This is a genomic window from Desulfitobacterium dehalogenans ATCC 51507, assembly GCF_000243155.2.
GTDB lineage: Bacteria > Bacillota > Desulfitobacteriia > Desulfitobacteriales > Desulfitobacteriaceae > Desulfitobacterium > Desulfitobacterium dehalogenans.
In genome coordinates this window covers 3,321,029-3,344,102 of sequence record NC_018017.1, presented here as the reverse complement: position 1 = coordinate 3,344,102, position 23,074 = coordinate 3,321,029, and the positions used below count along the sequence as shown (strand labels likewise).

The 23,074-nt window shown below is 46.1% G+C and carries 26 protein-coding genes, 1 pseudogene and 1 riboswitch; of the genes and pseudogenes, 26 read left to right on the top strand and 1 reads right to left on the bottom strand.

All coding sequences use genetic code 11. The features are described 5' to 3' along the window. Positions 1–31: 31 nt before the first annotated feature. The 13 genes and pseudogenes from DESDE_RS16265 (at position 32) to metK (ending at position 10,095) form a co-directional block, all read left to right on the top strand. Entirely contained in the window at positions 32–1,186 is a 1,155-nt protein-coding gene (locus DESDE_RS16265; RefSeq protein ID WP_014795117.1) for a double-cubane-cluster-containing anaerobic reductase, read from the top strand. Continuing rightward, positions 1,183–1,980: an acyl-CoA dehydratase activase gene (locus tag DESDE_RS16260; RefSeq protein ID WP_014795116.1), complete on the top strand. Its 798-nt coding sequence runs from the start codon at positions 1,183–1,185 to the stop codon at positions 1,978–1,980. Before DESDE_RS16265 ends, DESDE_RS16260 begins: the two co-directional genes overlap by 4 nt. Beyond that, positions 1,977–3,113 carry an aminotransferase class V-fold PLP-dependent enzyme gene (locus DESDE_RS16255; RefSeq protein ID WP_248283098.1) on the top strand — a complete coding sequence of 379 codons (1,137 nt, stop codon included), beginning with the start codon at positions 1,977–1,979 and terminating at the stop codon, positions 3,111–3,113. The genes DESDE_RS16260 and DESDE_RS16255 overlap by 4 nt, the downstream gene beginning before the upstream one ends. Then, positions 3,106–3,378: a putative Se/S carrier protein gene (locus DESDE_RS16250; RefSeq protein ID WP_014795114.1), complete on the top strand. Its 273-nt coding sequence runs from the start codon at positions 3,106–3,108 to the stop codon at positions 3,376–3,378. Before DESDE_RS16255 ends, DESDE_RS16250 begins: the two co-directional genes overlap by 8 nt. Before the next feature lie 204 nt (positions 3,379–3,582). Further along, positions 3,583–4,056, top strand: a pseudogene (gene tnpA, locus DESDE_RS16245) (IS200/IS605 family transposase). A 314-nt stretch (positions 4,057–4,370) separates the two neighbouring features. Further along, complete coding sequence (locus DESDE_RS16240; RefSeq protein WP_014795113.1) at positions 4,371–4,568, top strand: hypothetical protein; 198 nt, start codon at positions 4,371–4,373, stop codon at positions 4,566–4,568. A gap of 43 nt (positions 4,569–4,611) precedes the next feature. Further along, the gene (dapF, locus tag DESDE_RS16235; protein ID WP_014795112.1) at positions 4,612–5,463 is read left to right on the top strand and encodes a diaminopimelate epimerase; all 852 of its coding nucleotides are present in this window, start codon (positions 4,612–4,614) and stop codon (positions 5,461–5,463) included. A gap of 238 nt (positions 5,464–5,701) precedes the next feature. Beyond that, positions 5,702–6,583 carry a YicC/YloC family endoribonuclease gene (locus tag DESDE_RS16230; RefSeq protein ID WP_014795111.1) on the top strand — a complete coding sequence of 294 codons (882 nt, stop codon included), beginning with the start codon at positions 5,702–5,704 and terminating at the stop codon, positions 6,581–6,583. A gap of 15 nt (positions 6,584–6,598) precedes the next feature. Further along, positions 6,599–6,874, top strand: a complete 276-nt coding sequence (remA, locus tag DESDE_RS16225; protein WP_005811866.1) for an extracellular matrix/biofilm regulator RemA — start codon at positions 6,599–6,601, stop codon at positions 6,872–6,874. Between the two features lie 11 nt (positions 6,875–6,885). Then, positions 6,886–7,488, top strand: a complete 603-nt coding sequence (gene gmk / locus DESDE_RS16220; RefSeq protein WP_014795110.1) for a guanylate kinase — start codon at positions 6,886–6,888, stop codon at positions 7,486–7,488. Positions 7,489–7,490: 2 nt separating this feature from the next. Beyond that, positions 7,491–7,697: a DNA-directed RNA polymerase subunit omega gene (rpoZ, locus tag DESDE_RS16215; RefSeq protein WP_014795109.1), complete on the top strand. Its 207-nt coding sequence runs from the start codon at positions 7,491–7,493 to the stop codon at positions 7,695–7,697. Next, positions 7,697–8,899, top strand: a complete 1,203-nt coding sequence (gene coaBC, locus DESDE_RS16210; RefSeq protein WP_014795108.1) for a bifunctional phosphopantothenoylcysteine decarboxylase/phosphopantothenate--cysteine ligase CoaBC — start codon at positions 7,697–7,699, stop codon at positions 8,897–8,899. Before rpoZ ends, coaBC begins: the two co-directional genes overlap by 1 nt. Before the next feature lie 5 nt (positions 8,900–8,904). Beyond that, positions 8,905–10,095: a methionine adenosyltransferase gene (metK, locus tag DESDE_RS16205; protein ID WP_014795107.1), complete on the top strand. Its 1,191-nt coding sequence runs from the start codon at positions 8,905–8,907 to the stop codon at positions 10,093–10,095. 96 nt (positions 10,096–10,191) lie between these two features. Here metK and DESDE_RS16200 read toward each other — a convergent pair whose 3' ends face one another. Next, positions 10,192–10,920, bottom strand: a complete 729-nt coding sequence (locus DESDE_RS16200; protein WP_014795106.1) for a hypothetical protein — start codon at positions 10,918–10,920, stop codon at positions 10,192–10,194. A 123-nt stretch (positions 10,921–11,043) separates the two neighbouring features. Beyond that, a riboswitch (cobalamin riboswitch) is annotated at positions 11,044–11,225 on the top strand. A gap of 110 nt (positions 11,226–11,335) precedes the next feature. On the opposite strand from DESDE_RS16200, the gene DESDE_RS16195 reads away from it, so the two are divergent. The 13 genes from DESDE_RS16195 (at position 11,336) to DESDE_RS16140 (ending at position 23,071) form a co-directional block, all read left to right on the top strand. Further along, positions 11,336–12,109, top strand: coding sequence for an AIR synthase related protein (locus DESDE_RS16195; protein ID WP_014795105.1), 774 nt, complete (start codon positions 11,336–11,338; stop codon positions 12,107–12,109). A gap of 63 nt (positions 12,110–12,172) precedes the next feature. Next, positions 12,173–12,685, top strand: a complete 513-nt coding sequence (locus DESDE_RS16190; RefSeq protein WP_014795104.1) for an ECF transporter S component — start codon at positions 12,173–12,175, stop codon at positions 12,683–12,685. A 12-nt stretch (positions 12,686–12,697) separates the two neighbouring features. Then, a complete protein-coding gene (locus tag DESDE_RS16185) occupies positions 12,698–14,476 on the top strand; it encodes an ABC transporter ATP-binding protein (protein ID WP_014795103.1) in 1,779 nt (592 codons plus the stop codon). Beyond that, entirely contained in the window at positions 14,470–15,282 is an 813-nt protein-coding gene (locus tag DESDE_RS16180) for an energy-coupling factor transporter transmembrane component T family protein (RefSeq protein ID WP_014795102.1), read from the top strand. Before DESDE_RS16185 ends, DESDE_RS16180 begins: the two co-directional genes overlap by 7 nt. Before the next feature lie 350 nt (positions 15,283–15,632). Next, on the top strand, positions 15,633–16,916 hold the full coding sequence (locus tag DESDE_RS16175) for an IS110 family RNA-guided transposase (RefSeq protein ID WP_014795101.1): 1,284 nt from the start codon (positions 15,633–15,635) through the stop codon (positions 16,914–16,916). Positions 16,917–17,342: 426 nt separating this feature from the next. Continuing rightward, complete coding sequence (locus DESDE_RS16170) at positions 17,343–17,852, top strand: hypothetical protein (RefSeq protein ID WP_014795100.1); 510 nt, start codon at positions 17,343–17,345, stop codon at positions 17,850–17,852. Between the two features lie 202 nt (positions 17,853–18,054). Then, positions 18,055–18,693: a cobalamin B12-binding domain-containing protein gene (locus tag DESDE_RS16165; RefSeq protein WP_014795099.1), complete on the top strand. Its 639-nt coding sequence runs from the start codon at positions 18,055–18,057 to the stop codon at positions 18,691–18,693. 1 nt (position 18,694) lies between these two features. Beyond that, entirely contained in the window at positions 18,695–19,840 is a 1,146-nt protein-coding gene (locus DESDE_RS16160; protein WP_014795098.1) for a uroporphyrinogen decarboxylase family protein, read from the top strand. A 14-nt stretch (positions 19,841–19,854) separates the two neighbouring features. Continuing rightward, positions 19,855–19,998 carry a hypothetical protein gene (locus DESDE_RS22125; RefSeq protein ID WP_014795097.1) on the top strand — a complete coding sequence of 48 codons (144 nt, stop codon included), beginning with the start codon at positions 19,855–19,857 and terminating at the stop codon, positions 19,996–19,998. Positions 19,999–20,066: 68 nt separating this feature from the next. Continuing rightward, positions 20,067–20,873, top strand: coding sequence for a methyltetrahydrofolate cobalamin methyltransferase (locus DESDE_RS16155; RefSeq protein WP_014795096.1), 807 nt, complete (start codon positions 20,067–20,069; stop codon positions 20,871–20,873). Positions 20,874–20,886: 13 nt separating this feature from the next. After that, entirely contained in the window at positions 20,887–21,588 is a 702-nt protein-coding gene (locus DESDE_RS16150) for a DUF1638 domain-containing protein (RefSeq protein ID WP_014795095.1), read from the top strand. A 111-nt stretch (positions 21,589–21,699) separates the two neighbouring features. Beyond that, complete coding sequence (locus DESDE_RS16145) at positions 21,700–22,380, top strand: cobalamin B12-binding domain-containing protein (protein WP_014795094.1); 681 nt, start codon at positions 21,700–21,702, stop codon at positions 22,378–22,380. Next, positions 22,373–23,071 (top strand): GntR family transcriptional regulator, encoded by a 699-nt coding sequence (locus DESDE_RS16140; protein WP_014795093.1) that lies wholly within the window; start codon positions 22,373–22,375, stop codon positions 23,069–23,071. The genes DESDE_RS16145 and DESDE_RS16140 overlap by 8 nt, the downstream gene beginning before the upstream one ends. The last annotated feature ends 3 nt before the right edge of the window (positions 23,072–23,074 follow it).

The window sequence follows — 23,074 nt, the reverse complement described above, 5'->3', positions numbered from 1 at the left end:
TCAGAAAATGTAAGAGAAAGGCGGTTTAAACATGAGTGAAATTCAGCTGCCTAGCCAATTTGAAAGCTTTGCTGAAGCGCGGAAGCAAGGTTTCATTGCGGTCAAGAATTTAAAAGAGCAGGGGAAAAAAGTAGCGGGAGTGTTCTGTACCTATGCGCCGGTGGAAATTGTCCTGGCTGCGGGGGCCGTGCCCGTCGGGCTTTGCGCGTTCAGTGATGAAACCATCCCCGAAGCTGAGAAAGTACTGCCCAGAAACCTCTGTCCTCTGGTCAAGTCCAGCTATGGCTTTGCCATCACCGACAAATGTCCCTATATGTATTTTTCCGATCTGATGATCGGTGAAACTACCTGCGACGGTAAGAAAAAAATGTATGAGCTTTTGGGGGAAATCAAAAACCTCCATGTCATGCAGCTCCCTCAGACGCAAAATGACGAGGCGTCCCAAGAACTGTGGCATAAGGAAGTTCTGCGCCTGAAGGAAAGAATTGAGCAGGATTTTGGAGTGACCATAACCGATGAGGATATCAGAAAGGCCATTAAGATAAAAAATGAGGAGCGCAAGCTCTTAAAGGAATTCTATGAGCTCAGCAAAGCCTGCCCTCCTCCGATCACGGGGGCTGAGCAGCTTAAAGTGCTCTACGGCTCCCAGTTCAAGTTCGATCCGGAAACCAAAAACCGGGAGATCAGGGAAGCCATCGACAAAGTCAAGGCGGATCAGGAACAGGGTGTGGAGAATGTTTCCCCCTCTGCGAAAAGAATCCTGATCACAGGCTGTCCTCTGGCCGGGGTCACCGAGAAAGTGGTTAAAGCCATCGAGGAATCCGGCGGCGTTGTGGTAGGCTATGAAAACTGTATCGGGATCAAGCCCGTTGAGCGCCTGGTTGACGAAACCATCGATCCTTACCAAGCCATTGCCGACCGCTATCTGCAGATCGGGTGCTCCGTCATGACCCCCAACAACAACCGCTTGGAGATGCTAAGCCGGCTGGTCAAAGAATTCAAGGTGGACGGGGTTGTGGAAATGACCCTCCAGGCCTGCCATACCTACAACCTGGAAACCGCTCAGATCCGAAAGCACATGCAAAAAGAAGAGATGCCCTTTATCAGCGTCGAGACCGACTATTCCACTTCAGACGCCGCCCAGCTTAAAACCCGGCTGGCTGCGTTTATCGAGATGCTCTCGTGAAAAAGATCTTTGTAGGTATTGATTCCGGCTCCACCATGTGTAAATCCGTTGTCATGAGCGGGGAGCGGATCATCGATACTCTCGCGGTAAAAACCGGATGGAACCCCCAAACTTCCGCTGAGGAAAGCTTAGCCATCTTACGGGAAAGAAATGGTCTGGACAGCCAGGAAATCTCTGTTGCGGCGACAGGGTATGGCCGGGAAGCGATTGATTTTGCGGACTATACCATGACGGAAATCACCTGCCACGCATTCGGCGGTGTTTATCTTATGCCGGATATTCAGGGCATCATCGATATCGGCGGCCAGGACAGCAAGGTCATTCAGATTCAGGGCGGGAAACCGGTCAACTTTCTGATGAACGATAAATGCGCCGCCGGGACGGGCCGCTTTTTAAAAATGGCTTGTGATATCCTGGAGATTCCCCTGGAACAGATCGATGAATTTACCGATCCCCACCAGGCGGTTCCCATTAACAGCATGTGTACGGTTTTTGCGGAGTCGGAGATTATCGGGCTGCTGGCCATGCAGAAAGACCGGGCCCAAATCATGGCTGGGGTTCTCCAATCCATTGCCCGGAAAATACAGCAGCAGGCAGGGAGAATCGAGTTCACAGCGGATCAGCCCATTCTGATGACCGGCGGGCTGTCCCGCTCCGGGCTGCTCATGGACACTATAGCCCGGCATATTGGCTATGAGGTTAAATCCTGTCCTCATGCTGTGTATGCTGGTGCTATCGGGGCCTGCCTCTCTGCCGCCCAAAAATCCCAAAATTCTAAAACAAGGGGAGGGTGACCGGCTTGATATATTTTGACAATAGTGCGACAACCCTCATCAAGCCGCCGGAAGTGGGTGAAGCAGTAGCTTACGCCATCCATCATTTTGGCAATGCCAGCCGCTCCTTTTACGATGCCGCTATGACAGCCAGCCGGGAAATCTACAGGACCAGAGTGGCCATCGCGGATTTGGTCGGTTCTGAGGAGCCCCTGAATATAGCCTTTACCTCTTCCTCCACCGAGAGCCTTAATCTGGTGATCGGCGGCCTCGTGAAACAGGAGGATGCCGTCATTACCACCGTAACGGAGCATAATTCCGTCTTAAGGCCCCTCTATCTCAAAGGGTGTCGGCTGGATTTCATCGATTGTGATGAGGACGGGGTTTTACAGCTGGATGCCTTTGCGGAGCTGATCCGGCCGGAAACCCGCTTTCTGATCTGCACCCACGGGTCCAATGTTACGGGCAATATTACAGAGGTTAAAAAGCTGTATGACCTCTGCCAGGCTCATGACTTGATCATGATTCTGGATGTTTCCCAGACTATGGGACTGATCCCGGTCACCGGGGAGATGGCCGATGTGCTGTGCTTTACAGGCCACAAGGGTCTGTTCGGACCTCAGGGCACGGGGGGGATCATTGTCAACGGCCGGCTCCCTTTTGAGATTGTCAAGACCGGGGGAGCGGGGGTGCACAGCTTTGAGATGTTCCAGGACAAAGACATGCCCGATCTGTTTGAGGCCGGTACCCTGAACAGTCATAGCCTTTACGGCCTGCAAAAAGGGGTGGAGTTTATTCTCAGTATAGGGATAGATGGGATTCAAAGCAGGGAAAATCGCTTAACTCAATTGTTTGTCGATGGTATCAAGGAGATTAAAGACCTCAGGCTTTACGGGGACTTTTCCGGAAGGGACAGGTTGCCGGTTGTTTCCCTGAATATGGGCAGGATTCCGGCTGACCATCTGGCCGGATTACTTTGGGAAAAATACGGGATCGCCACTCGGGCCGGAAGCCATTGCGCTCCCCTACTCCACCAAAGGTTTGGAACCATGGAAACGGGGATGGTCCGCTTTTCCTTTTCTTACTTCAATACCGAGGAAGAAATTGAAATCGGGTGCAGGGCCCTGAAAACTATTGCGGAAGTGTATGGTTGACAATATGGAATATATCATTACCTTCAAAAACACCAACTGGGCGATAAAATCGGAACACTATCTGCTGGAAGAAAACCTGCAGGTGAAAGTGATGCCGCTGCCGACCCAAATCAGCGCCGGCTGCGGAATCTGCCTGCGGATACCTGCGACGGAAATTCAGACCGCTTTGGATATCCTCTCGGCTAAAGAGGTTGAGGACGTAGGTCTTTATACAAGGGTTGAGAAGGATCGTGGCTATAGCTACGGCGAAGTCACCGACCGATAATGTGCTGAATATCCTGTTCCATGATGACCGATTTTGAGTTTTTGACAGGCCTAAAGGGCCTGTCTGTTTTTGTATAAACGAAAACCACCTGCTATGCAGGTGGTTCCAAGAAGCTTTAGCTATGAGTAGAAAAACCTACCCCCCTTTGATAGAATAGTGCAGGTTTCGCCAACCGCACTAGACAAAGAGGAGGTAGATATCCCAATGGATACAGAAAGTTTAGCACATACTCGATAGAACTGTAAATATCATATCGTATTTGCCCCAAAATATCGAAGACAAATCATTTATGGAAAAATCAAAAAGGATATAGGAAAGATAATAAGAACATTGTGCGATTATAAGAAAGTAGAAATCATCGAAGCCAATGCCTGTGCGGATCACATCCATATGTTGGTGTCGATCCCTCCGAAATTAAGTGTATCGGCATTTATGGGATACCTGAAAGGGAAGAGCTCATTGATGATTTTCGATCGACATGCCAATTTAAAGTATAAGTATGGTAACCGGCATTTCTGGTGCAGAGGCTATTACGTTGACATAGTAGGGAGAAATAAGAAAGCGATAGAACAGTATATCCGAAAGCAGTTGCAGGAGGACATTGCAGCAGATCAACTAAGTATCAAGGAATTTGTAGATCCATTTACAGGGGAGGCTATAGAGAAGAAGAAAAAATAGCCCCCCAACCCCTTTAGGGGTAGCACGGGGCAGAGTGCGGTTGGCGGAACTTTCAGTGAGCCTTAAGGCTCAGCCTGTACCCTGCCCTTATAGGGCTAGAGCAAACCACCCGCTGAGCGGGTGGTCATGATTTTATATCCCTTTCGAAAAGACAGTTAATTTCTTTGGCATCACTACATTGGTTTAAGGGCTTCACAGTTATGCAGGCGTGCTTTTCTTAAAAAAGGGTTTTTATCCAGAGTGCAGAATACCTAAAAGAAACCACGAATATTAACTATTTTCAGTGGACTATTCAAGGCAAGAGGAGGACCATCATGTTTGAAGTATTGGTAGGAACTGTTTGGGCAGATCATATTGATGCACTATCCTATATCGTAGTGGGGTTATTGGCGATTTTCACGGTGTCCTTAATCATAAAAAAGGTCTTCAAATTAGCCCTCATCTTTACTTTAATTACGATTATGGCTTATTATATGGTACCGGATCTATTTGCTTCCTTTGTCCTTCCCTAAGCAAGAGGACCAAGGATAAGGGATAAGGAGTTGATGTTTAGCTATGGAAATCGTAAAAATGCATGGCCTGGGCAATGATTTTGTGTTTATAGATCACTTTGTGAGCGCCCCTGCAGAAACCCTTGATTATCCGGAGCTGTCCCGTAAGCTTTGTCACCGTCAGTTCGGGGTAGGCGGGGATGGGCTCATTGTCGTCCTCCCTTCGGAAAAGGCTGACGCCAGAATGCGTATCTTTAATTCGGATGGCTCAGAGCCGGAGATGTGCGGCAATGGCATTCGGTGTTTTGCCCGTTATATCTATGATCAAGGTCATGTGACCAAGAACCCCCTCCAGGTGGAGACCTTAGCCGGGATTCTAACGCTGCATCTTACCGTCGAAGGAGATAAAGTCACTGGGGTTCGGGTGGATATGGGCGAGCCGATCCTAAAGCCGGAACAGGTTCCGGTACTCATCCTGGGTGAGTCTGTGGTGGGGGCCAAGCTCAGTATGGATGGGCAGGAATTCGAGTTTACAGCGGTGTCCATGGGAAACCCCCATTGCGTCATTTTTGTCGAAGATTACGAAACCCTTGATTTTGAGCGTATGGGTCCAGCTATTGAAAAACATCCTCTCTTTCCTCGCAAAACCAACGTGGAATTTATCATAGTTAACAGCACCAAGGAATTAACCATGAAGGTATGGGAGCGGGGATCGGGCCCGACCCTGGCCTGTGGAACGGGAGCCTGTGCTTCTGCCGTAGCCGCCGTCCTCAATGGTAAGACCGAGCGGAGTGTGACGGTTCATTTGCCGGGAGGAGACCTGCAGATCGAATGGGGAGAAGATAACCGGGTGTATATGACCGGACCGGCGGCCTATGTATTTAAAGGGGTCCTGCTTGAGGATACCCTTAATTAAGAACAAAGACGTTTGTCATTGAATGATAGCAAAAGATGGACTGCTTCCTTGAGATGAGGCGGTCCATCTTTAAGTTGCGGATGATTTTGTCCCCAGTGTTGATTCCGGCTTCTTTTGCTGCACATTATATAAGGAAAGCTACATTACAATTCACTATCAAAAAAGTACCTTAAATTGTTTTTCTGAACTTTAATAGCTATAATAAATTTAAAATGTGAAAAAGAAAGTTGGTCTGGAAATGGCAAACAGCATGACAGGCTTTGGACGCGGGGAAGCTTCCGGTTACGGTTACCAATTTACTATTGAGTTAAAAGCGGTCAATCATCGCTTTTTCGAGACGTCGGTACGAATGCCCCGCCATCTGAATAGTTTGGAAGATAGAATACGGAAAATCCTCCAAAGCAAAATTAACCGCGGACGAATTGATGTCTTTGTTAATGTGAAGGAAACAGAAGAAAAAAAGAGATTGGTGAAGGTTGACAAAGATTTAGCCCTGTCGTATGATAAGACACTGAAGGAACTCGCTTTAGCTCTAAGTACAACCTATGAGACGGATATTTATCGTTTAGCCGCCTTGCCCGAGGTTTTTTCCGTAGAGGATACGGATATTGACCTTGAACTCATTTGGGAACCTTTAGGCCGTGCTGTTACAGAAGCCTTGGATGGATTCGTAGCCATGAGGAAGGTAGAAGGGGAAGGGCTGGCGGAAGATCTTTTGAGTCGTTTACATACCATCATGCTGGCTAAAGATGACATAGCAGGATATTCCGACACCATTGTCATAGATTATCAAACCCGCTTACAGGAAAGGATTGAGGTCCTTCTAGGGGATAAAGTGATCCTTGATGAAGCTCGCCTGGCTAATGAAGTGGCTTTTTTTGCAGATAGAGTATCCATTACCGAAGAGTTGGTTCGTCTGCAGAGCCATATTGACCAATGCCGGGAAGCTCTGAAAAGTTCTGAACCCGTCGGGCGTAAACTGGATTTTCTGGTTCAAGAAATGAATCGGGAGATCAATACCATTGGCTCGAAGGCTAATAATTTAAACATTACTCAGCATGTTGTTCAGATGAAAAGTGAATTAGAGAAGATCAGGGAACAAGTTCAAAATCTAGAATAATTGGAGGGTTAAGTTTTGGACATTAAATTGATTAACATTGGGTTTGGCAATATCGTATCCGCCAATCGCATTATCTCCATTGTCAGCCCAGAGTCGGCTCCTATCAAACGGATTATTCAGGAAGCACGGGATGCGGGAATGCTGATCGATGCCACTTATGGCCGCAGAACCCGGGCCGTGATTATCTGTGACAGCCATCACGTGATTCTATCAGCAGTTCAACCGGAAACCGTAGCCCATCGCCTCTCCGCGAAAGAAGCCAGCAACACTGCCGAAGACCCAGCTGATTAAGGGGGAGCATCGTGGAACAGAATCATGGATTATTGATTGTTCTATCCGGTCCTTCCGGGGCAGGAAAAGGAACCCTTTGCCAGGAGCTGTTAAGACAGATACCTCAGGTGAAGTATTCCGTGTCGGCTACGACACGCCAGCCTCGTCCTGGTGAAGTGGATGGATTGCATTATTATTTTCGAAGCCGGGAAGAATTTCAAACCATGATCGAACAGGATCAACTTTTGGAATGGGCTGAGTTTTGCGGTAATTATTATGGAACCCCGCAATTCGCCGTGGAACAAGCCATTCAAGCTGGGAATGATGTCATTCTGGAGATTGAAATTCAAGGGGCCTTACAAGTTAAGAAACGCTTTCCACAAGGGGTGTTTATTTTCGTTGTGCCGCCGTCCATGGATGAACTTTCTCAGCGCATCCATAAACGCGGTACCGAATCCGAGGAAGTTATCCAAAAACGACTGCAGACTGCTGCTCGGGAACTGGAATATGTGAGCGAGTATGATTATGTGGTCGTGAATGATGAGATTCCTCTGGCAGTAGATAAACTGAAGAGCATTCTTCTTGCTGAGAAATGTCGTGTCAAAAGAAAACCTTATGTATTTCAGGGGGTGTAACTATGAAACAGCCTTCTCTCGATATTTTGTTGAGCAAAGTGGATAGTAAATATACCTTGGTGCTGGCAGCAGCAAAAAGAGCCCGTACCCTAATGGAAGATCCGGAGTTTGAAGTGAATTACCGTGGAGCTAAGCCGGTAAGTCTTGCTTTTGATGAGATTGCCAAAGGCAAATATCATTTCGAATTGACCCGTGAGGGAATAAAATAATGTTGCGGGGCAAGAAAATCCTTGTGGGGATTACGGGTGGTATTGCATCTTATAAAGCAGCGGATGTGGTGAGCCGTCTCCGTAAGCAGGGCGCAACAGTGTATGTGGCGATGACTAAGGGGGCGACTGAATTTATTGCCCCCTTAACCCTGAGGACCCTTTCCGGTCATCCGGTCTATGTGGAGATGTTCGAAGAGCCCAAGGTGTGGAACGTTGAGCATATCGCTTTGGCGGAAGCCGTCGATGCCGTATTGGTTGCCCCGGCCACGGCTAATCTATTGGCTAAAATGACTGTGGGACTCGCCGATGATTTTCTCTCTACTGTCCTGCTGGCAACTAAGGCCCCTATCTTTGTGGCTCCAGCTATGAATCATAATATGTATCATCATCCCACTACCCAAGAAAACCTGAAGCGGTTGCAGGAACGTTCCGTGCGGATTCTTGGACCGGCAACAGGCTTTCAGGCCTGCGGTACGGATGGAGATGGCCGTATGAGTGAGCCCCAAGATCTTGTGGAGGCTTTGCAGAGCTTTTTTGCCACATCAGGATTATTGGCGGGCAAAAAAGCTCTGGTCACAGCCGGTGGAACCCAGGAACCCCTTGACCCGGTTCGCTATCTGGGCAATCGTTCTTCAGGTAGGATGGGTTTTGCTGTGGCTGAAGCCTTAAGGGAGGCCGGTGCGGAAACCATCCTCGTATCCGCTCCTAACGAATTGCCGACCCCACCGGGAGTGAGGCGAATCGCCGTGATGACAGCTGAAGAAATGCATGCAGCCGTCATGGACGAATTTGCTCATATGGATATTGTCGTCAAAGCGGCGGCCGTTGCCGATTATCGACCCCTAGCCAATGCCGAGCAAAAAATTAAAAAAGACGGGTCAAGTCTTACTCTGGAACTTGTACCCACTCCCGACATTTTGGCGGAATGCGGCAAGAAGAAAGAACGCCAATTTCTTGTGGGCTTTGCCGCTGAGACGGAAAAGCTTTACGAGCACGCTCAAGCCAAAATGCAGCGCAAAAATGTGGACATGCTGGTAGCAAATGACGTAACCAAACCTGGAGCTGGATTTGGCAGCCCTACGAATATCGTGAGCTTGCTTTTTCCGAATGGAAAAAAAATCGATCTGCCCCAAATGAATAAATTAGACGTAGCTCGGCGGCTGGTTCAGGAGATTGCTGAGCGCCTTAGTGAAAAGGAGTGACTTCATTGGTAAGAAAATTATTTACCTCCGAATCGGTCACGGAAGGACATCCTGATAAGATCTGCGACCAGATTTCCGATGCCATCTTGGATGCCATCTTTGCTAAAGACCCCAATGCCCGGGTCGCTTGTGAGACTTCGGTTACCACCGGCCTGGTTTTGGTCAGTGGCGAAATCACGACCAATTGCTATGTGGATATCCCTAGTACGGTAAGACAAGCCATCCGTGAAATCGGTTATACCCGGGCCAAATATGGCTTTGATGCGGATACCTGTGCCGTTCTCACTTCTATCGGGGAGCAGTCCGCCGACATCGCTTTAGGAGTGGACAAGGCTCTGGAAGCGAAAAACGGAGAGATGAGTGAAGAAGAAATCGAAGCCATTGGTGCCGGAGACCAAGGGATGATGTTTGGCTACGCTACCAATGAAACGGAAAGCTATATGCCTCTTCCTATTGACCTGGCTCACCGCCTGGCCCGCCGCTTGAGCGAAGTACGCAAGTCGGATATCCTGGATTATCTGCGTCCTGACGGCAAGACTCAGGTGACGGTAGAGTATGAGGACAATCGTCCCGTCCGTATCGATACCATCGTGATCTCCACCCAGCATCACCCGGAAGCCACCCAGGAGCGGATTCGCCGGGATCTGCTGGAGCATGTGGTATTTCCCGTGGTTCCGGCAGAGTTGCTGGACGAAAACACACGCTATTTTATTAACCCCACAGGCCGTTTTGTCATCGGTGGTCCCCAAGGGGATGCCGGCTTGACCGGTCGCAAGATCATCGTTGATACTTATGGCGGTATGGCTCGCCATGGGGGCGGAGCTTTCTCAGGCAAGGACCCCACAAAAGTTGACCGCTCTGCGGCTTACGCAGCCCGGTATGTAGCGAAAAACGTGGTGGCGGCCGGTCTGGCTGATCGCTGCGAAATCCAGTTGGCTTATGCCATCGGGGTAGCTCATCCCGTATCTGTTCAGGTGGAAACCTTCGGGACAGCTAAGATTGATGAAGAAAAAATCGGGGAATTGGTCAAAGCTAATTTTGACCTCCGTCCCGCTGGGATCATTAAGACCTTGGATCTGCGCCGTCCTATCTATCATCAAACGGCTGCCTATGGCCATTTTGGCCGTACCGATCTGGACCTGCCTTGGGAAAAGACCGATAAGGTAGATGCGCTGCGGGAGCAAGCCGGCTTATAGAGTATAAAGTTCAGAAGCAGATGGATAAGGCCGGAGGATTGTTTCAATAGGAACAATCCTTCGGCCTTGATTAGTTTAGAAGATAGAATAAACTCTTTATTTTTGGAATCTTAATCTTCTGAATAAAAAGATTCCTATGATTAAGCCAATGCTTCCCATAAGAAAGAGAGGTCCTGCTTGAGTGCCGAGTCCGCCAGATCCGCCAAAACCAAAAGTTTTTGCTTCATTTGCCTTTAATTTGATTTCATCCATCAATTCTTTAGTGTCTTTGAGTTGACCTTTTTCCAGCTTATAAGCGTCGTTGTCGCTAAAAGATAAGAATTGGCTGCCGTTGGAAGTTTTGCCGATCAAACCGCTAAGATGGAGAACCGGTTCATCGATATACTTCAGATCCTTCAATCCATTTAATGAGGCAATGTGCTCAAAGCGCACATAATCGATAGCATACTTTTCTTCTCTTACGCCAGAACCTATCAACTTGTAAGCTCCGCCTGCTTTCTCCACAATGTAGGTAATTCTATCCGAAACAGGTATGTGCCAGGTATTCGATTCTGTTAAAGCATCATATAAATCGATAGTTTGAGCCTTTCGGATTTTATGAACATTAATTCTGTGCACCCTATACCCCTTATCGCTTACTTTCATAGCTTCGGACGCTGTCAAATGGTGTGAAACATCACTTTCTTCTATCATCTGCTTTTGAAAACTCTTTACATCGAATTCAAAAGCATTTAGAACGTCATCAGGTAAATTCTCCATGGCCAGTGTGGGGGAACTAAAAATCAATATAAATAGTAAAGCCAGAATTGAAATTTTCGCTTTCACCAAAATCCCTCCTTCTTAATAGATTATCATGCTGTAAAACTTAATGCATCCAGCTTTTTGGAATAGAAAAGATTTTGACTTGACATTATAACATTTTCGGCTAAACTGAATTTAGTAGGTTTTAACAATTTAAGGATTTCAGGTGCCCTTCGCCAAGAAGGGAGAATAGGGAACCGGGTGCAATTCCCGGACGGACCCGCCACTGTAAAGAGGAGTCTCAGCGTTGGATGCCACTGGGTAACTGGGAAGGCAGCAATGAGACAATGACTCGAAGTCAGGAGACCTGCCTGGAGCCGGGAACACATGAAGTTTGGTAAAGTTCATGGTCATTTTGCTTTGTCTGAAAGGAAAAGCGAGGTGGCTATGGACTTTTTATTTTTGCAGAAAAACTATTTGGAGAGGAGAGTTGAATGGATTGGGGTATCAGGGAAGAGATGTTGAGGTGGTTTCTTTGAATGATACGCAATACCTTGTCGCAGCTTGCGACTCATGCGGTGCTATTGGTGAGAAAGAGCTGGATGTGGTCAAAGTTCCCTGGAGGATTACCGGCAGGTTGACGGCCCGGGTAGCCTTAATGGAAGTACTCGCAGTTGGAGCGGTTCCCCAGATGATGAGCATTGCCATTGCCAATGACCCCATACCCGCAGGGGAAGAAATAATGAAGGGGGTGAGAGAAGAGCTAAGGGCTTTGAACCTGATGTCCCTGCCTACGGCTATCAGCACAGAAAAGAATATGCCTACAAAACAAACGGGCTTAGGAATCACGGCCATCGGGCTTTGCGATCAAGATAAACTTCGCATTGGTAGATCCAAGCCGGGCAATAGCCTGTTTTGCCTGGGACTTCCTAAAGTGGGAACTGAGGCGGCTAACCCGGAAGATCCGGACATTCTGCAGGGGGTACATGTCGTTAAATTGCTTAGTGTCCCTGGAGTGTACGACATTATTCCGGTAGGCTCCCAGGGGATAAGGGGTGAAGCCGAAGCCCTTGCCAGGTCTATTGGTGCCCGGTTTATTAAAAATTCCCGATGTGAACTTGATATCCATAAATCAGCAGGACCTTCAACCTGTCTCATTTATACGGCATCAGAGGATATTGAATTAGGGGATTTTGGCAAGATACCCAACCATAAAATTGGCAGATTGGAAGAGGATGGAGGTGGAGGTCTCCAAACAGGAAATGAAGACTAAAATCCAAGAGAAATGTTAGCGGAAAGATTCAAATTAATGAAAGAAATGAAGGAGAGAATAACAATGATTGAGCCGGCAAAGAAAACAACGGTCCAAAAATCAGCTCAAAATATCAGACGAATTGCGATCATGGCGGTCTTTATCGCCTTGAGTGCGGTAGGAGCCTTGATTAAAATTCCCAGCCCACTGGGGACAGTGGCCTTAGATTCTGCTCCGGGTTTTTTCAGCGCTTTAGCCTTTGGCGGTCTCGAAGGCAGTATCGTTATTGCCATAGGCCATCTGCTGACCTCAGCGGTGGTCGGTTTTCCGCTGGGAATTCCTATGCATTTGGTCATCGCCATAGAAATGGCTGTCTTTGCGTTGATTTATCGCCTTGTCAATAAGAAAATCGGTTTGATTCCCGCTGTTATCATAACCTCCCTCCTCAATGGTGTGGTGGCTGCCTTTTCGGTCTTCCCCATAGGCGGTATGGGTGCTGTTTTAGGGTTAATGCCTTTTCTTTTATTGGGATCGGTATTGAATGTTGCGGTATCTGCTTTAGCCTATAAGGCACTTAAAGGAAGCCGACTGATCTAAAGGGGTGTTAGGGTGAAGCCAGTAATTGAATTAAGGGATGTCTCTTATCGCTATCCACGGTCAGAAGTCGAGAGTTTAAAACAAGTCAGCCTGGCAGTGAAAAAAGGAAAATTCATTGCTTTGATGGGTCCCACGGGAGCGGGGAAAACAACCTTAAGCTTGTGTCTGAATGGATTGATTCCCCAATTTCTGCAAGGTGAGATGCGGGGAGAGGTAATCGTTGGGGGTAAAGAGACTGATAAGATTCGGGTGCAGGAATTGGCCAAGCAGGTAGGGCTTGTACTGCAGGATGCAGAAAGTCAGATCGTCGGGCGAACCGTCGGGGAAGACGTGGCCTTTGGCCCCCGCAATTTCGGTATCTCTATGCAGGAGATTCAGCAAAGGGTTGCCCAAGCCCTGGCCCAAGTTCGGCTGAACGGCTATGATGAGCGCTCTACGGCGGAGTTATCGGGTGGAGAAAAACAAAGGCTGGTGATCGCCGGGGTGCTGGCCCTGGAGCCGGAAATACTGGTAATGGATGAACCGGCCTCCGAGCTGGATCCGGAAGGACGGTTCGAGATCTATCGGACCTTGGATGATCTCTGTCGTGAGGGTGAGCGGACGATTCTTGTCATTGAACATTCCAGTGAAGAAATCCTGCAAAGAGCCGATGAAGTCATTGTACTTAATCGCGGGAAAATTGCATGGCAAGGGGCACCGGAAGAGCTTTTTCGCAATATACCCCTTTTGCGGGAATTCGGGATAAAACCTCTTCCCGTCAGCTTATTAGGCTGGAACTTTTTGGAGAGAGGATGGATTGAATTCGAAGATGTTCCTTTAGATGTGGCCGGGGCGGAATCCTTGATCCGCAATTTGGTAAGGAAGAAAAATGCCCAGGGCAGAATAGCCTCCTTGGTTAAGCCCATAGAGAGAAAAGAAGTTCATCAAGAGGGAAGGGTGGAGGAGGGTCCCCGGAGTTCACCGTTGATTCAGGTTAAACAGCTTGTTCACCAATTTACATCAGGACAACTGGGTGTGCGGGGAATTGATCTCACTATTCAAAAGGGAGAATTTGTAGCACTGGTTGGTTCCAACGGAGCCGGAAAAACCACTTTAGCAAAACATATCAATGGCTTGCTTAAACCCACAGAGGGAGAAGTTCTCGTCAAGGGCCTGAATACGAAAGACTATGACACGGCTCAGTTAGCCCAAACCATTGGCTATGTGTTTCAGAACCCGGATCACCAGATCTTTTCCGTCTCAGTGGAGAAAGAGATAGAGTTTGGGCTGAAGAACGCCGGTTTTACCGGGACGGAGATGGAAAAGCGGATCGCTCAGGCTTTGGAATTAACCGGCCTGGAAAAGTACCGTCAGGTTCATCCTTATACCCTAGGTAAAGGGGAACGGCAGTTCATCGCTGTGGCTTCCGTTTTAGCCCTTACCCCGGAAATTCTCGTGATTGATGAACCGACGACAGGTCTTGATTGGGTGGGGGTGGAGAAAATCATGAAATTACTTCAGCAACTCCACAGAAAGGGGACAACCATTCTTATGATCAGTCATGATATGGACAGTGTTGCAGACTATGCAGAACGGGTTGTCCTTTTGCAGGAGGGTCAGGTTATAATTGATGCCCCTCCTTGGGAGGCCTTTGCAGATGAGTCTATCCTCCGGCAGGCGGCAGTTCTTCCTCCCCAATTATGTGTCTTAAATCAAAGACTGAAAGATTTAGGCTATCAGGCGAAATCGGCTGAAGAATTCAGGCGGATAGTGTTTCATAGTATTGAGGAGGGGGAGAGGAAACCTTGTTGATAGACTATTTGCCAGGGGACTCTCTGCTTCACCGTCTCCATATTCGTACCAAAGTATTTGGTTTTCTAGTGGTTATTATCTGGTGCTTTCTCTTTCAAAATCCTCTCTACAACTTGTGCTTTTTGCTTGGTATCCTCGTATTTGCGCTTCAAAGCAAAATCTCCTATAAGAAAGTTTGGCAGATGATTCGGCCTTTAATGCCCATCTGTCTCTTTCTGCTTCTTTTTACAGGAATAACATATCCTCCGGAAAGATTTCAAAGAGAAATAAGTCAAGTCATTCTTTTCTCCATAGCCAATGAGGGGCAGGTTGCATTGTCCGTGGGAGGGTTTTTAACGGGAGTTAATTACATCTGCCGCCTGCTTATTATGGTGCTGGGGTCTTCAATTCTGACCTTAACGACGCCGCTGGATGAATTTATGCAGTTTTTGAATCAGCTTAGAGTTCCGGCGGAAATAACCTTTATGATCACGACGGCCTTGCGGTTTATTCCCACTCTGGATAAAAAAAGATTGTTTATTATCGAAGCTCAAAGGGCCCGGGGCGCAAGGATCAATGATAAAAGCAGTATGGGACGGATAAAAACTTATCTTTTGATTATGGTCCCCTTATTTGTAAATTCCATTTTGATTGCCGAGGATCTGGCAAAAGGTATGCTAAACCGTGGTTATGGATATAGATCCTTTATGACCCCAATACGTGAATGCCCTTTGACAGCAAAGGATTACTGGGTTCTATGGGCTCTTCTGTTATTCTTAGGTGGCGGACTGTACATGCGGATCGGCTTAAACTCAGGGGTACTATGAATAAGAACGAAGTATCTAAATAATGGGCAACTCGGCTATCTTATATAAGACAGAAAACTTGATTTGTGATATAGTTAAATTAACTATTATAAACGAGCGACTTTTAGTAGCAACTATTTGCAGATAACTGGTTGGACCTCCCTTAAAGCAGCTTTAAGGCTCTTTAAAACGACGTTTAAAGATATTGCACTCCGACCACAATCGTAAATCCATGGAATGTAATTTAGGAAATATGAGGAGCATTCCTGTAGTAGTCAAAAATGATCTTTGTCAAAAAGAAGACCTCACGTTACAATTTGAAAGGACTGTTGGCCAACAGAATCCAATCAAAATAACGGAGGTCATCCCAAATGAATTTTACACAAAATGAGAAACTAAAGCAACTATCCGAAAGAAGTATTGTGATCGGAGTGGACATCGCCAGCGAGCTTCATTACGCCAGGGCTTTCGACTGGCGAGGAGTCGAGCTAGGCAAAGTATTCAAGTTTGAAAACAGTGCTGAAGGATTCAAGGATTTCTACGCATGGATTGAACATTTAAAAAGGCAAGCACAAAAGGACTGTACAGTGGTAGGCGCAGAGCCAACCGGCCATTACTGGTTTGGCCTGGCATCCTACCTAAAAGAGCAAAGCATAAAGTTAGTCCTCGTCAACCCATTCCATGTAAAGCGTAGTAAGGAGCTTGATGACAACCACCCCAGCAAAACGGATGCTAAGGATCCCAAAACCATCGCTAAGCTGGTCATTGAGGGTAGATACAATGAACCCTATATACCGGAAGGGATCTATGCAGAACTGCGAATAGCGATGGTTTGCAGAATGCGCATCCAAAAGGAATTGAACAGTATAAAAAATCGCATTCAGCGGTGGCTGAAAATCTACTTTCCCGAGCATGAAACGGTATTTGGAAAGTTTGATGCCACAAGTAGCATGCTGGTATTGCAAGTTGCTCCGCTACCTAAGGACATTGAAAGGCTGGGAGTAGAAGGAATAAACCGAATTTGGAGAGACAACAAGTTGAGAGCAGTGGGAATGAAAAGGGCTAAGAGCCTGTATGAAGCTGCTCAGAAGAGCATTGGTTGCACCGAAGGAGAGTCTTGTTCCCGAATGGAAATCCAGCTATTACTGCAAGACTATCATACTAAAACAGCACAATATGAGGCAGTCACTGAAACCATCGATGGGTTGTGCCGTCAGATACCCGAAGTAGCCAAGTTGCTTGAAATTAAAGGTGTTGGCCTCGTTACCGTGGCAGGTTTTCTCTCCGAAGTTGGAGATATTAGACGCTTTAATTCTCCAAAGCAAATTCAAAAGCTAGCGGGCCTAGCCTTGCGAGAAAGTAGCTCGGGCAAGCACAAGGGACAGACTACCATAAGTAAGCGAGGTCGAGCGCGGTTGAGGGCGATTCTATTTCAAGCAGTGATGCCGCTCGTCGCCAAAAACGCAGAGTTTGCAGAGATACACACCTACTATACGACAAGGCCCAAGAATCCACTGAAGAAGAAGCAATCGTTAATAGCCTTAAGCTGTAAACTGATTCGGGTGTTCTATGCCCTATTAACAAAGGGTATAGACTATGACCCGAAAAAGCTGATTCAAGATATTCATCGTCCAGTTGAGTATTTAGCAGCGTAACAGAATAGCAGAGAAACCATAAAAAGTAAACGGTCTGTGGGTAAAGCGTCACCACAGAAGCGAGTCATCCAGGTAACCTAACAAGACACAAGAGCTGGTAGTCAGTCGAATAAATCACCATTAGAGCAATGACTCGGTTGAGGAGCATAACTGACACCCAATCATGGATAGGTGGAACGAAGGAATTTAGGGCAGGTTTTATAACCTTGACCCTGTTAGACATGGGAGGTTTACCACCGTGAGAATTATGGGTTTACAACGGCCAACATATCAATAGCAGACGTTGGCTTTGCCATACCCGAATTCTCTGAATGAGGCATTCTATGCGAATTCTATCCGTGGTGAGTTAATTTGGTTCGTTAGAAATTCTATGAAAAAGCGAGATATTCAAAGAAATCACAAGATATTATAGGGAGGAGAAAGCAAATGCGTATTGCGCACGGAAATCTTTGTCGTAATGTTGTTGACCAGAATTTGACTCGGCACTCTGAAGAAACAAAAAGAGAGCGTATTCTCTCAGCTGTAAAACAACAACAATCAGCCGAAGAAGCCATGGCAGAACAGAAAAATCAGCAAGAAGCCTATCTGGAGGCAATGAATCAGCAAATGAAAATTTCTGGGGAGCAGATGAAAGGAGAAAAAGAAAAGCTGAAAATTTTGCTGACCTGCTTGGAGATTTCAAGACGGCTAGCAGGGGGAGACAAAGTCCCGCAGGCAGATCATCAGTATTTAATGAAACATGATTCGGCCCTTTATGCCAGGTCAATTTTGATGCGTTTTCCCAAGCACAATCCTCATGAGTATAAACAGCTTTCTGAGGATAGTGGGTGCCGGGACGAGCTGCAAATCGGCAGTTTAGACGGGAATGCAAGCTACCAAGGGTTAAAGGATGTCCTGGTACAGTGCGGTGGTGCCGTGCTTGATGTAACTGTGTAAGGCACGATTTTCCCTGAATCGTAGTCAAATCCTAAGTAAAAACAAGTGCAAAAATAGTAAAAATTGATTGAATATTTCATATTGACAAATATTTTTGACGTGTTAATATAAAGGCAGAAAACATCTTTTTATTTTGCCCCAAGCTGTATATACAGGTATATGTAGCTTGCGGATGATTAAAAATATTAAGGGAGTGAAAAGGATGCTGGATTTAAATGCATTGACACAAGCCATTGGGGATCTGGATGAAGGACAAGTGGTAAGCTTATTAGAGGAGTTTGTTGAATCCAAGCCCAGTATGGCTGATGCAAACCAAGTCGTTGCGGCCTGTCAAAAAGGGATGAGCATCGTAGGAGATTTTTATGAAAAGAAGGAATACTACGTTGGTGACCTTATTTTCGCCGGTGAGCTTTTAAGCCAGGCATTTGACATTTTGAAACCTGTGATTGGCGGAGACAATACCCAGAAGGTTGGCAGCATCGTCGTGGGTACAGTTCAGGGAGATATGCACGATATTGGCAAAAACATTTTTGCAAGCATGGTCGAGGCAGCAGGCTTTGATGTCTATGATCTTGGCATCGATGTAGAACCTGCCGTTTTTGTGGAAAAGGTAAAAGAGTTGAAAGCAGAAGTATTGGGCATGAGCGGGGTGCTTACCCTGGCCATTGACTCTATGAAAGCAACAGTCGAAGCCTTGGAAGCAGCAGGAATACGGGACCAGGTGAAGGTTATCATCGGCGGCAACCCTGTCACTGAGGAGGCATGCAAACAAATCGGAGCCGATATGTTTACTACCAATGCCGCCGAGGGAGTAAAAATATGTCAGAGGTGGGTGGAATAACATGTCTGATAGAATGGCTGAAAGAACACAATTATTTACCGATCTGATCGATGGAAAAATTCCTAAGCGGGTTCCGATCATGGGATCCTTTGCTCATGAGTTTGCTATTCAATATGCCGGTATGGATTTAAAAGAGGTCCAATGGGATACGACCAATTTAGAAGCTAGCTTTGAGAAAGTGTGTGAAGACTTCTATTCCGACCTCTTGCCTGTTTCAGCTTTCAGAATGCCCTCATTTTACAAAATATTAGGCTCAAGAAACTTTGTCATGGGTTCCAATGGTTTTCTGCAGCATCCGGATGTAGAAGGGCTTAAAGTAGAAGATTATGATGATTTTATTGCTTCCCCCTATAATTGTATCCTGGAAAAAGTATTGCCCAATTTGTATTCTGAGCTGGATACGGATCCTGTCACCCGCTCCCTTGTCATGGCGAAGGCCTTTAAAGCCTATACCGACGAAAATAACAATCTGTTTAGGATTTATGGGAATTTGATCGGTAAATTTAATTACGGTACGGTATCCTTTTTTGCCGGTTTTTGCGAAGCTCCTTTTGATATTCTGACCGACCAGTTAAGAGGTTTTAAAAATATTTCATTGGATGTAAGGCGGATTCCCGATAAGGTTGAGGCTGCTGTCAATGCTGCCACTCCTTTGATGATCAAAATGGGAACTCATGCTGTCCCAAATAAGTACAACGCTACCTTCATTCCCTTACACATGGCTCCCTATCTTAGAGGGAAAGATTTTGACAGATTCTACTGGCCTAGCTTCAAGAAATTGGTGGAAGGTCTGGCCGAAAAAGGTATGAGATCCTATTTGTTTGTTGAGCAGGATTGGATGCGCTACATTGACTATTTGGCCGAGCTTCCCGAAGGAACCGTTATGACCTTTGAGTATGGCGATCCGAAGCTTGTTAAGGAAAAGTTAGGCAAAAAGCATATTATCGGTGGTTTCTATCCCCTTACCCTTCTAAAAACAGGGACAAAGCAGGAATGCATCGATAAAGCGAAAGAACTTATCGACATCTTAGCCCCAGGCGGCGGATATTACTTTGCCTTTGACAAAGTAATCATCACCGCTGACAGCGTAAATATTGATAATACCAGAGCTGTTTTGGATTATGTAGCCAATAATGCCAATTATTAAGGAGGAGGCACTTTATGGACACCAATTACTATAAAACATGGGAAGAATATCTGGCCGGTCATCCGGAAATCGATGAGCAAGAAGCTCAGGTGATGGCACCTAAAATGCAGAGTTACGAGGATATGATGTTCGGCTTTATTATGTTCCTCTGCGCTTAAAGTATTACTATAAAAGACAAAGGGGCTGTCGCGAAACAGCCCCTTTTGTAACAAAAGGAGACTTAGCTATGATAATTATCGGAGAAAAAATTAACGGTACCATTCCCAGTGTAAAAAATGCGATTGCCGAGCGGGATGAAGAATTCATTCGTAACCTGGCCATCAAACAAACAGAAGCAGGGGCACATTTTCTGGATGTATGTGCCAGCACAGCGCCGGAATACGAAGTCGAAACCTTGATCTGGCTGATGAATATCGTTCAGGATACGGTCGATACTCCCTTGTGTATAGATAGCCCCAATGCCGCAGTGATTAAAGAAGTCTTCAAGTACGCCCGGCGTCCCGGATTGATTAACTCCGTCTCAGAGGAAGGGGATAAATGCGAGGTTATTTTCCCTTTAATTGAAGGTACAGAGTGGCAGGTTGTAGCCCTGACCTGTGATAACAAAGGAATTCCTTCCGATATTGAGACACGGGTGGACATTACGAAAAAGATTGTGGAAAAGGCCCAAAAGCATGGCATTACTCCTGACCGGATCCACCTTGATCCACTGGTATTGGCCTTGTCCGCTGACAATAAATCTTTATTGAACTTTACCGAGACTCTAAAATTAGTTAAAGAGTTGTATCCTACGATTAAAGTAACTTCCGGATTAAGCAATATTTCCTTCGGCATGCCCCTGCGGAAAGTGGTCAATCAAGGCTTTTTAACCATCGCTCTTTATGCAGGAATGGATTCTGCCATTCTCGATCCCACCAACCGGGATATGATGGCTACTCTTATGGCAACTGAAGCCCTGCTGGGTCAGGACCGCCTCTGCAGAAACTTCGCCAATGCTTTCAGAAAGAATAAAATTGGCCCAATCAAAGAATAAATGGGGAGGGTGTATGGTTAAGGATATCGAAGGAGGCACGGTGCTGATTGCCTGTAAAATGCTTCAGTACGAAATAATGAAAGCCATAGAAGAGGTCGGCTGCCAATATCCCATCATCTGGATGGATTCCGAATATCATACAGACCCTAATGGTTTAAGAACTAAGCTCCAGGAGGAAATCGACAAGCTTAAAGACAATACCACCACCATTCTCTTAGCCTATGGCTGCTGCGGCAATGGTACCGTAGGATTGAAGGCTACCACCGGGGAGTTGATCATTCCACGGACTGAAGATTGTATTTCAATGCTGATGAGTCAATGCGGCCAATCTTATTTGAGACCCAAAGCCACCTATTTTATGACAAAGGGTTGGTTGGAAGGGACCCACAGCATGGCACAAGAAATAGAGCACGCCGTCAAACGCTATGGGCCGGAACGGGCCAAAAAGATCTTTGAGCAGATGTTCAGGCACTATAAGTATTTAATGCTTATCGATACGAAATCCTATACTATTGAAGAATGTTTGGATGAAGTCAAAGTGTTGGCCGAAAGGCTTAATTTAGAACTGACTTTTGCCCAAGGGGATATATGGTTTTTAAGAAGACTGCTTTCGGGGAATATTGATCAGGATTTTTGCGTCATTCCCAAAGGTGAGACAGTAAGTCAACAGGATTTTGCTTGCTGTGACCAAGATCTCCCTCGACAGCCCTTTTGATCTGAAGGTATTTATGGAAGACGAAGTTGCCTATGAATTGACAAACAATTGAGTGAGAAATAAGATAATTACTGAGAATACTTCTGTGATATACCTGTCAGGGAGGGTGTAATGAAAGATTTTGGCAATACTGAAGAACTCTTGATCGATTATGTGGAACAACTCGAAGAAAAGAAAGTCTTTGAGCTTGCCAACCATGCATTAGAACAAGGGATGAATCCTTTGGACTTGGTCAACTTAATCATTGAAGGTATGGGCCGGGTAGGAAAGCGTTACGAAGATAAGGATTATTATATCGCTGACTTGATCATGGCAGGCATTATTTTTCGGGAAGTTTTGGGACTGAAGCCAATGACATCATACTTCAGCAGCCATCACAAAAAGAAAAGCGGCAAAGTTCTGATTGGTACTGTCAAAGACGATATCCATGATATTGGGAAAGAAATTTTCAGGGCTTTGTTAGAGACTCATGGTTTTGAAGTCTTGGATCTTGGTGTGGATGTATCTGGCGAAACTTTCGTAAAAAAAGCTCAGGAGTTTAAGCCTGATATTATTGGACTGAGCGGAGTCTTAACCAGTACCCTTGGTCAGATGAAACAGGTCGTTGACATTTTAGCCAGTGCAGGGCTTAAAGATAAAGTCAAGATTATTGCCGGAGCAAATTACCTCAACGCCGATGGCTGCAGTTATATAGGTGCTGACGCTTTTGCCACCGATGCATCAAAAGGGATTGAAATATGTTTGGAATGGATGAAAGATTCCAATCAGGTGGGAGAACCGGAAGATGATTAATCCCGTCTATCTTCATATTGTGGAAGAAATCAAACAGAAAATAAATAGCGGATATTTGAAACCGGGGGATGCTGTCGCTTCAGAAAACGCTCTCGGCAAAGAATACGGGGCCAGCAGGATGACAGTCAGAAAAGGGCTGGCGATTTTGGCGAAGGATGGATATATTTATTCCATTCCCGGCAAGGGCAGCTTTGTGCAAAAGCCAGAGTTGAATAAATACACCATTTACTATGACGAGATGAAAAACTCCATCAACACGGTAGACCGATCCCGTCTGCTGGAAGTCAATATTATCATGCCCGATGAAAAGCTGGCAGGGGAACTGCAGATAACCCGCAATAAAAATGTGATTGTGATTCGCAGATTGTTTTTTACCGAGGGTAAACCCGTCGCCTATGATATTAAATATCTGCCCTACTCTAAAGGGATGCCTATTGTGGAAGAGGAGATTGAACAAGCTACTTTTCCGGAAATGGTTTCGGGTAATGTGTCCTCTTTTTCTCTAAAAAAAGAACTGACCATTTATGCCCGGACGCCTGATGAAGAAATTAAGAACTACTTGAATATTCATAATGATTTGGCGCTGTTGGTTATTGAACAACGAATCCATAATGAAGAGAATAAGCCTATTGGCTTTTGCGTGACCTATTTTCGCGGAGATTATATTAAATTAATGGGCAGAAGTGAGTAGACT

Excerpts from the sequence above, each read along its gene's own strand:
- DESDE_RS16250 (WP_014795114.1), top strand. The coding sequence starts at position 3,106 with ATGGTTGACAATATGGAATATATCATTACCTTCAAAAACACCAACTGG.
- DESDE_RS16265 (WP_014795117.1), top strand. The coding sequence starts at position 32 with ATGAGTGAAATTCAGCTGCCTAGCCAATTTGAAAGCTTTGCTGAAGCG.
- DESDE_RS16165 (WP_014795099.1), top strand. The coding sequence starts at position 18,055 with ATGCTGGATTTAAATGCATTGACACAAGCCATTGGGGATCTGGATGAA.
- coaBC (WP_014795108.1), top strand. The coding sequence starts at position 7,697 with ATGTTGCGGGGCAAGAAAATCCTTGTGGGGATTACGGGTGGTATTGCA.
- DESDE_RS16155 (WP_014795096.1), top strand. The coding sequence starts at position 20,067 with ATGATAATTATCGGAGAAAAAATTAACGGTACCATTCCCAGTGTAAAA.
- rpoZ (WP_014795109.1), top strand. The coding sequence starts at position 7,491 with ATGAAACAGCCTTCTCTCGATATTTTGTTGAGCAAAGTGGATAGTAAA.
- DESDE_RS16150 (WP_014795095.1), top strand. The coding sequence starts at position 20,887 with ATGGTTAAGGATATCGAAGGAGGCACGGTGCTGATTGCCTGTAAAATG.
- DESDE_RS22125 (WP_014795097.1), top strand. The coding sequence starts at position 19,855 with ATGGACACCAATTACTATAAAACATGGGAAGAATATCTGGCCGGTCAT.
- DESDE_RS16170 (WP_014795100.1), top strand. The coding sequence starts at position 17,343 with ATGCGTATTGCGCACGGAAATCTTTGTCGTAATGTTGTTGACCAGAAT.
- DESDE_RS16190 (WP_014795104.1), top strand. The coding sequence starts at position 12,173 with ATGATTGAGCCGGCAAAGAAAACAACGGTCCAAAAATCAGCTCAAAAT.
- DESDE_RS16175 (WP_014795101.1), top strand. The coding sequence starts at position 15,633 with ATGAATTTTACACAAAATGAGAAACTAAAGCAACTATCCGAAAGAAGT.
- DESDE_RS16230 (WP_014795111.1), top strand. The coding sequence starts at position 5,702 with ATGGCAAACAGCATGACAGGCTTTGGACGCGGGGAAGCTTCCGGTTAC.
- DESDE_RS16140 (WP_014795093.1), top strand. The coding sequence starts at position 22,373 with ATGATTAATCCCGTCTATCTTCATATTGTGGAAGAAATCAAACAGAAA.
- DESDE_RS16240 (WP_014795113.1), top strand. The coding sequence starts at position 4,371 with ATGTTTGAAGTATTGGTAGGAACTGTTTGGGCAGATCATATTGATGCA.
- dapF (WP_014795112.1), top strand. The coding sequence starts at position 4,612 with ATGGAAATCGTAAAAATGCATGGCCTGGGCAATGATTTTGTGTTTATA.
- DESDE_RS16160 (WP_014795098.1), top strand. The coding sequence starts at position 18,695 with ATGTCTGATAGAATGGCTGAAAGAACACAATTATTTACCGATCTGATC.
- DESDE_RS16145 (WP_014795094.1), top strand. The coding sequence starts at position 21,700 with ATGAAAGATTTTGGCAATACTGAAGAACTCTTGATCGATTATGTGGAA.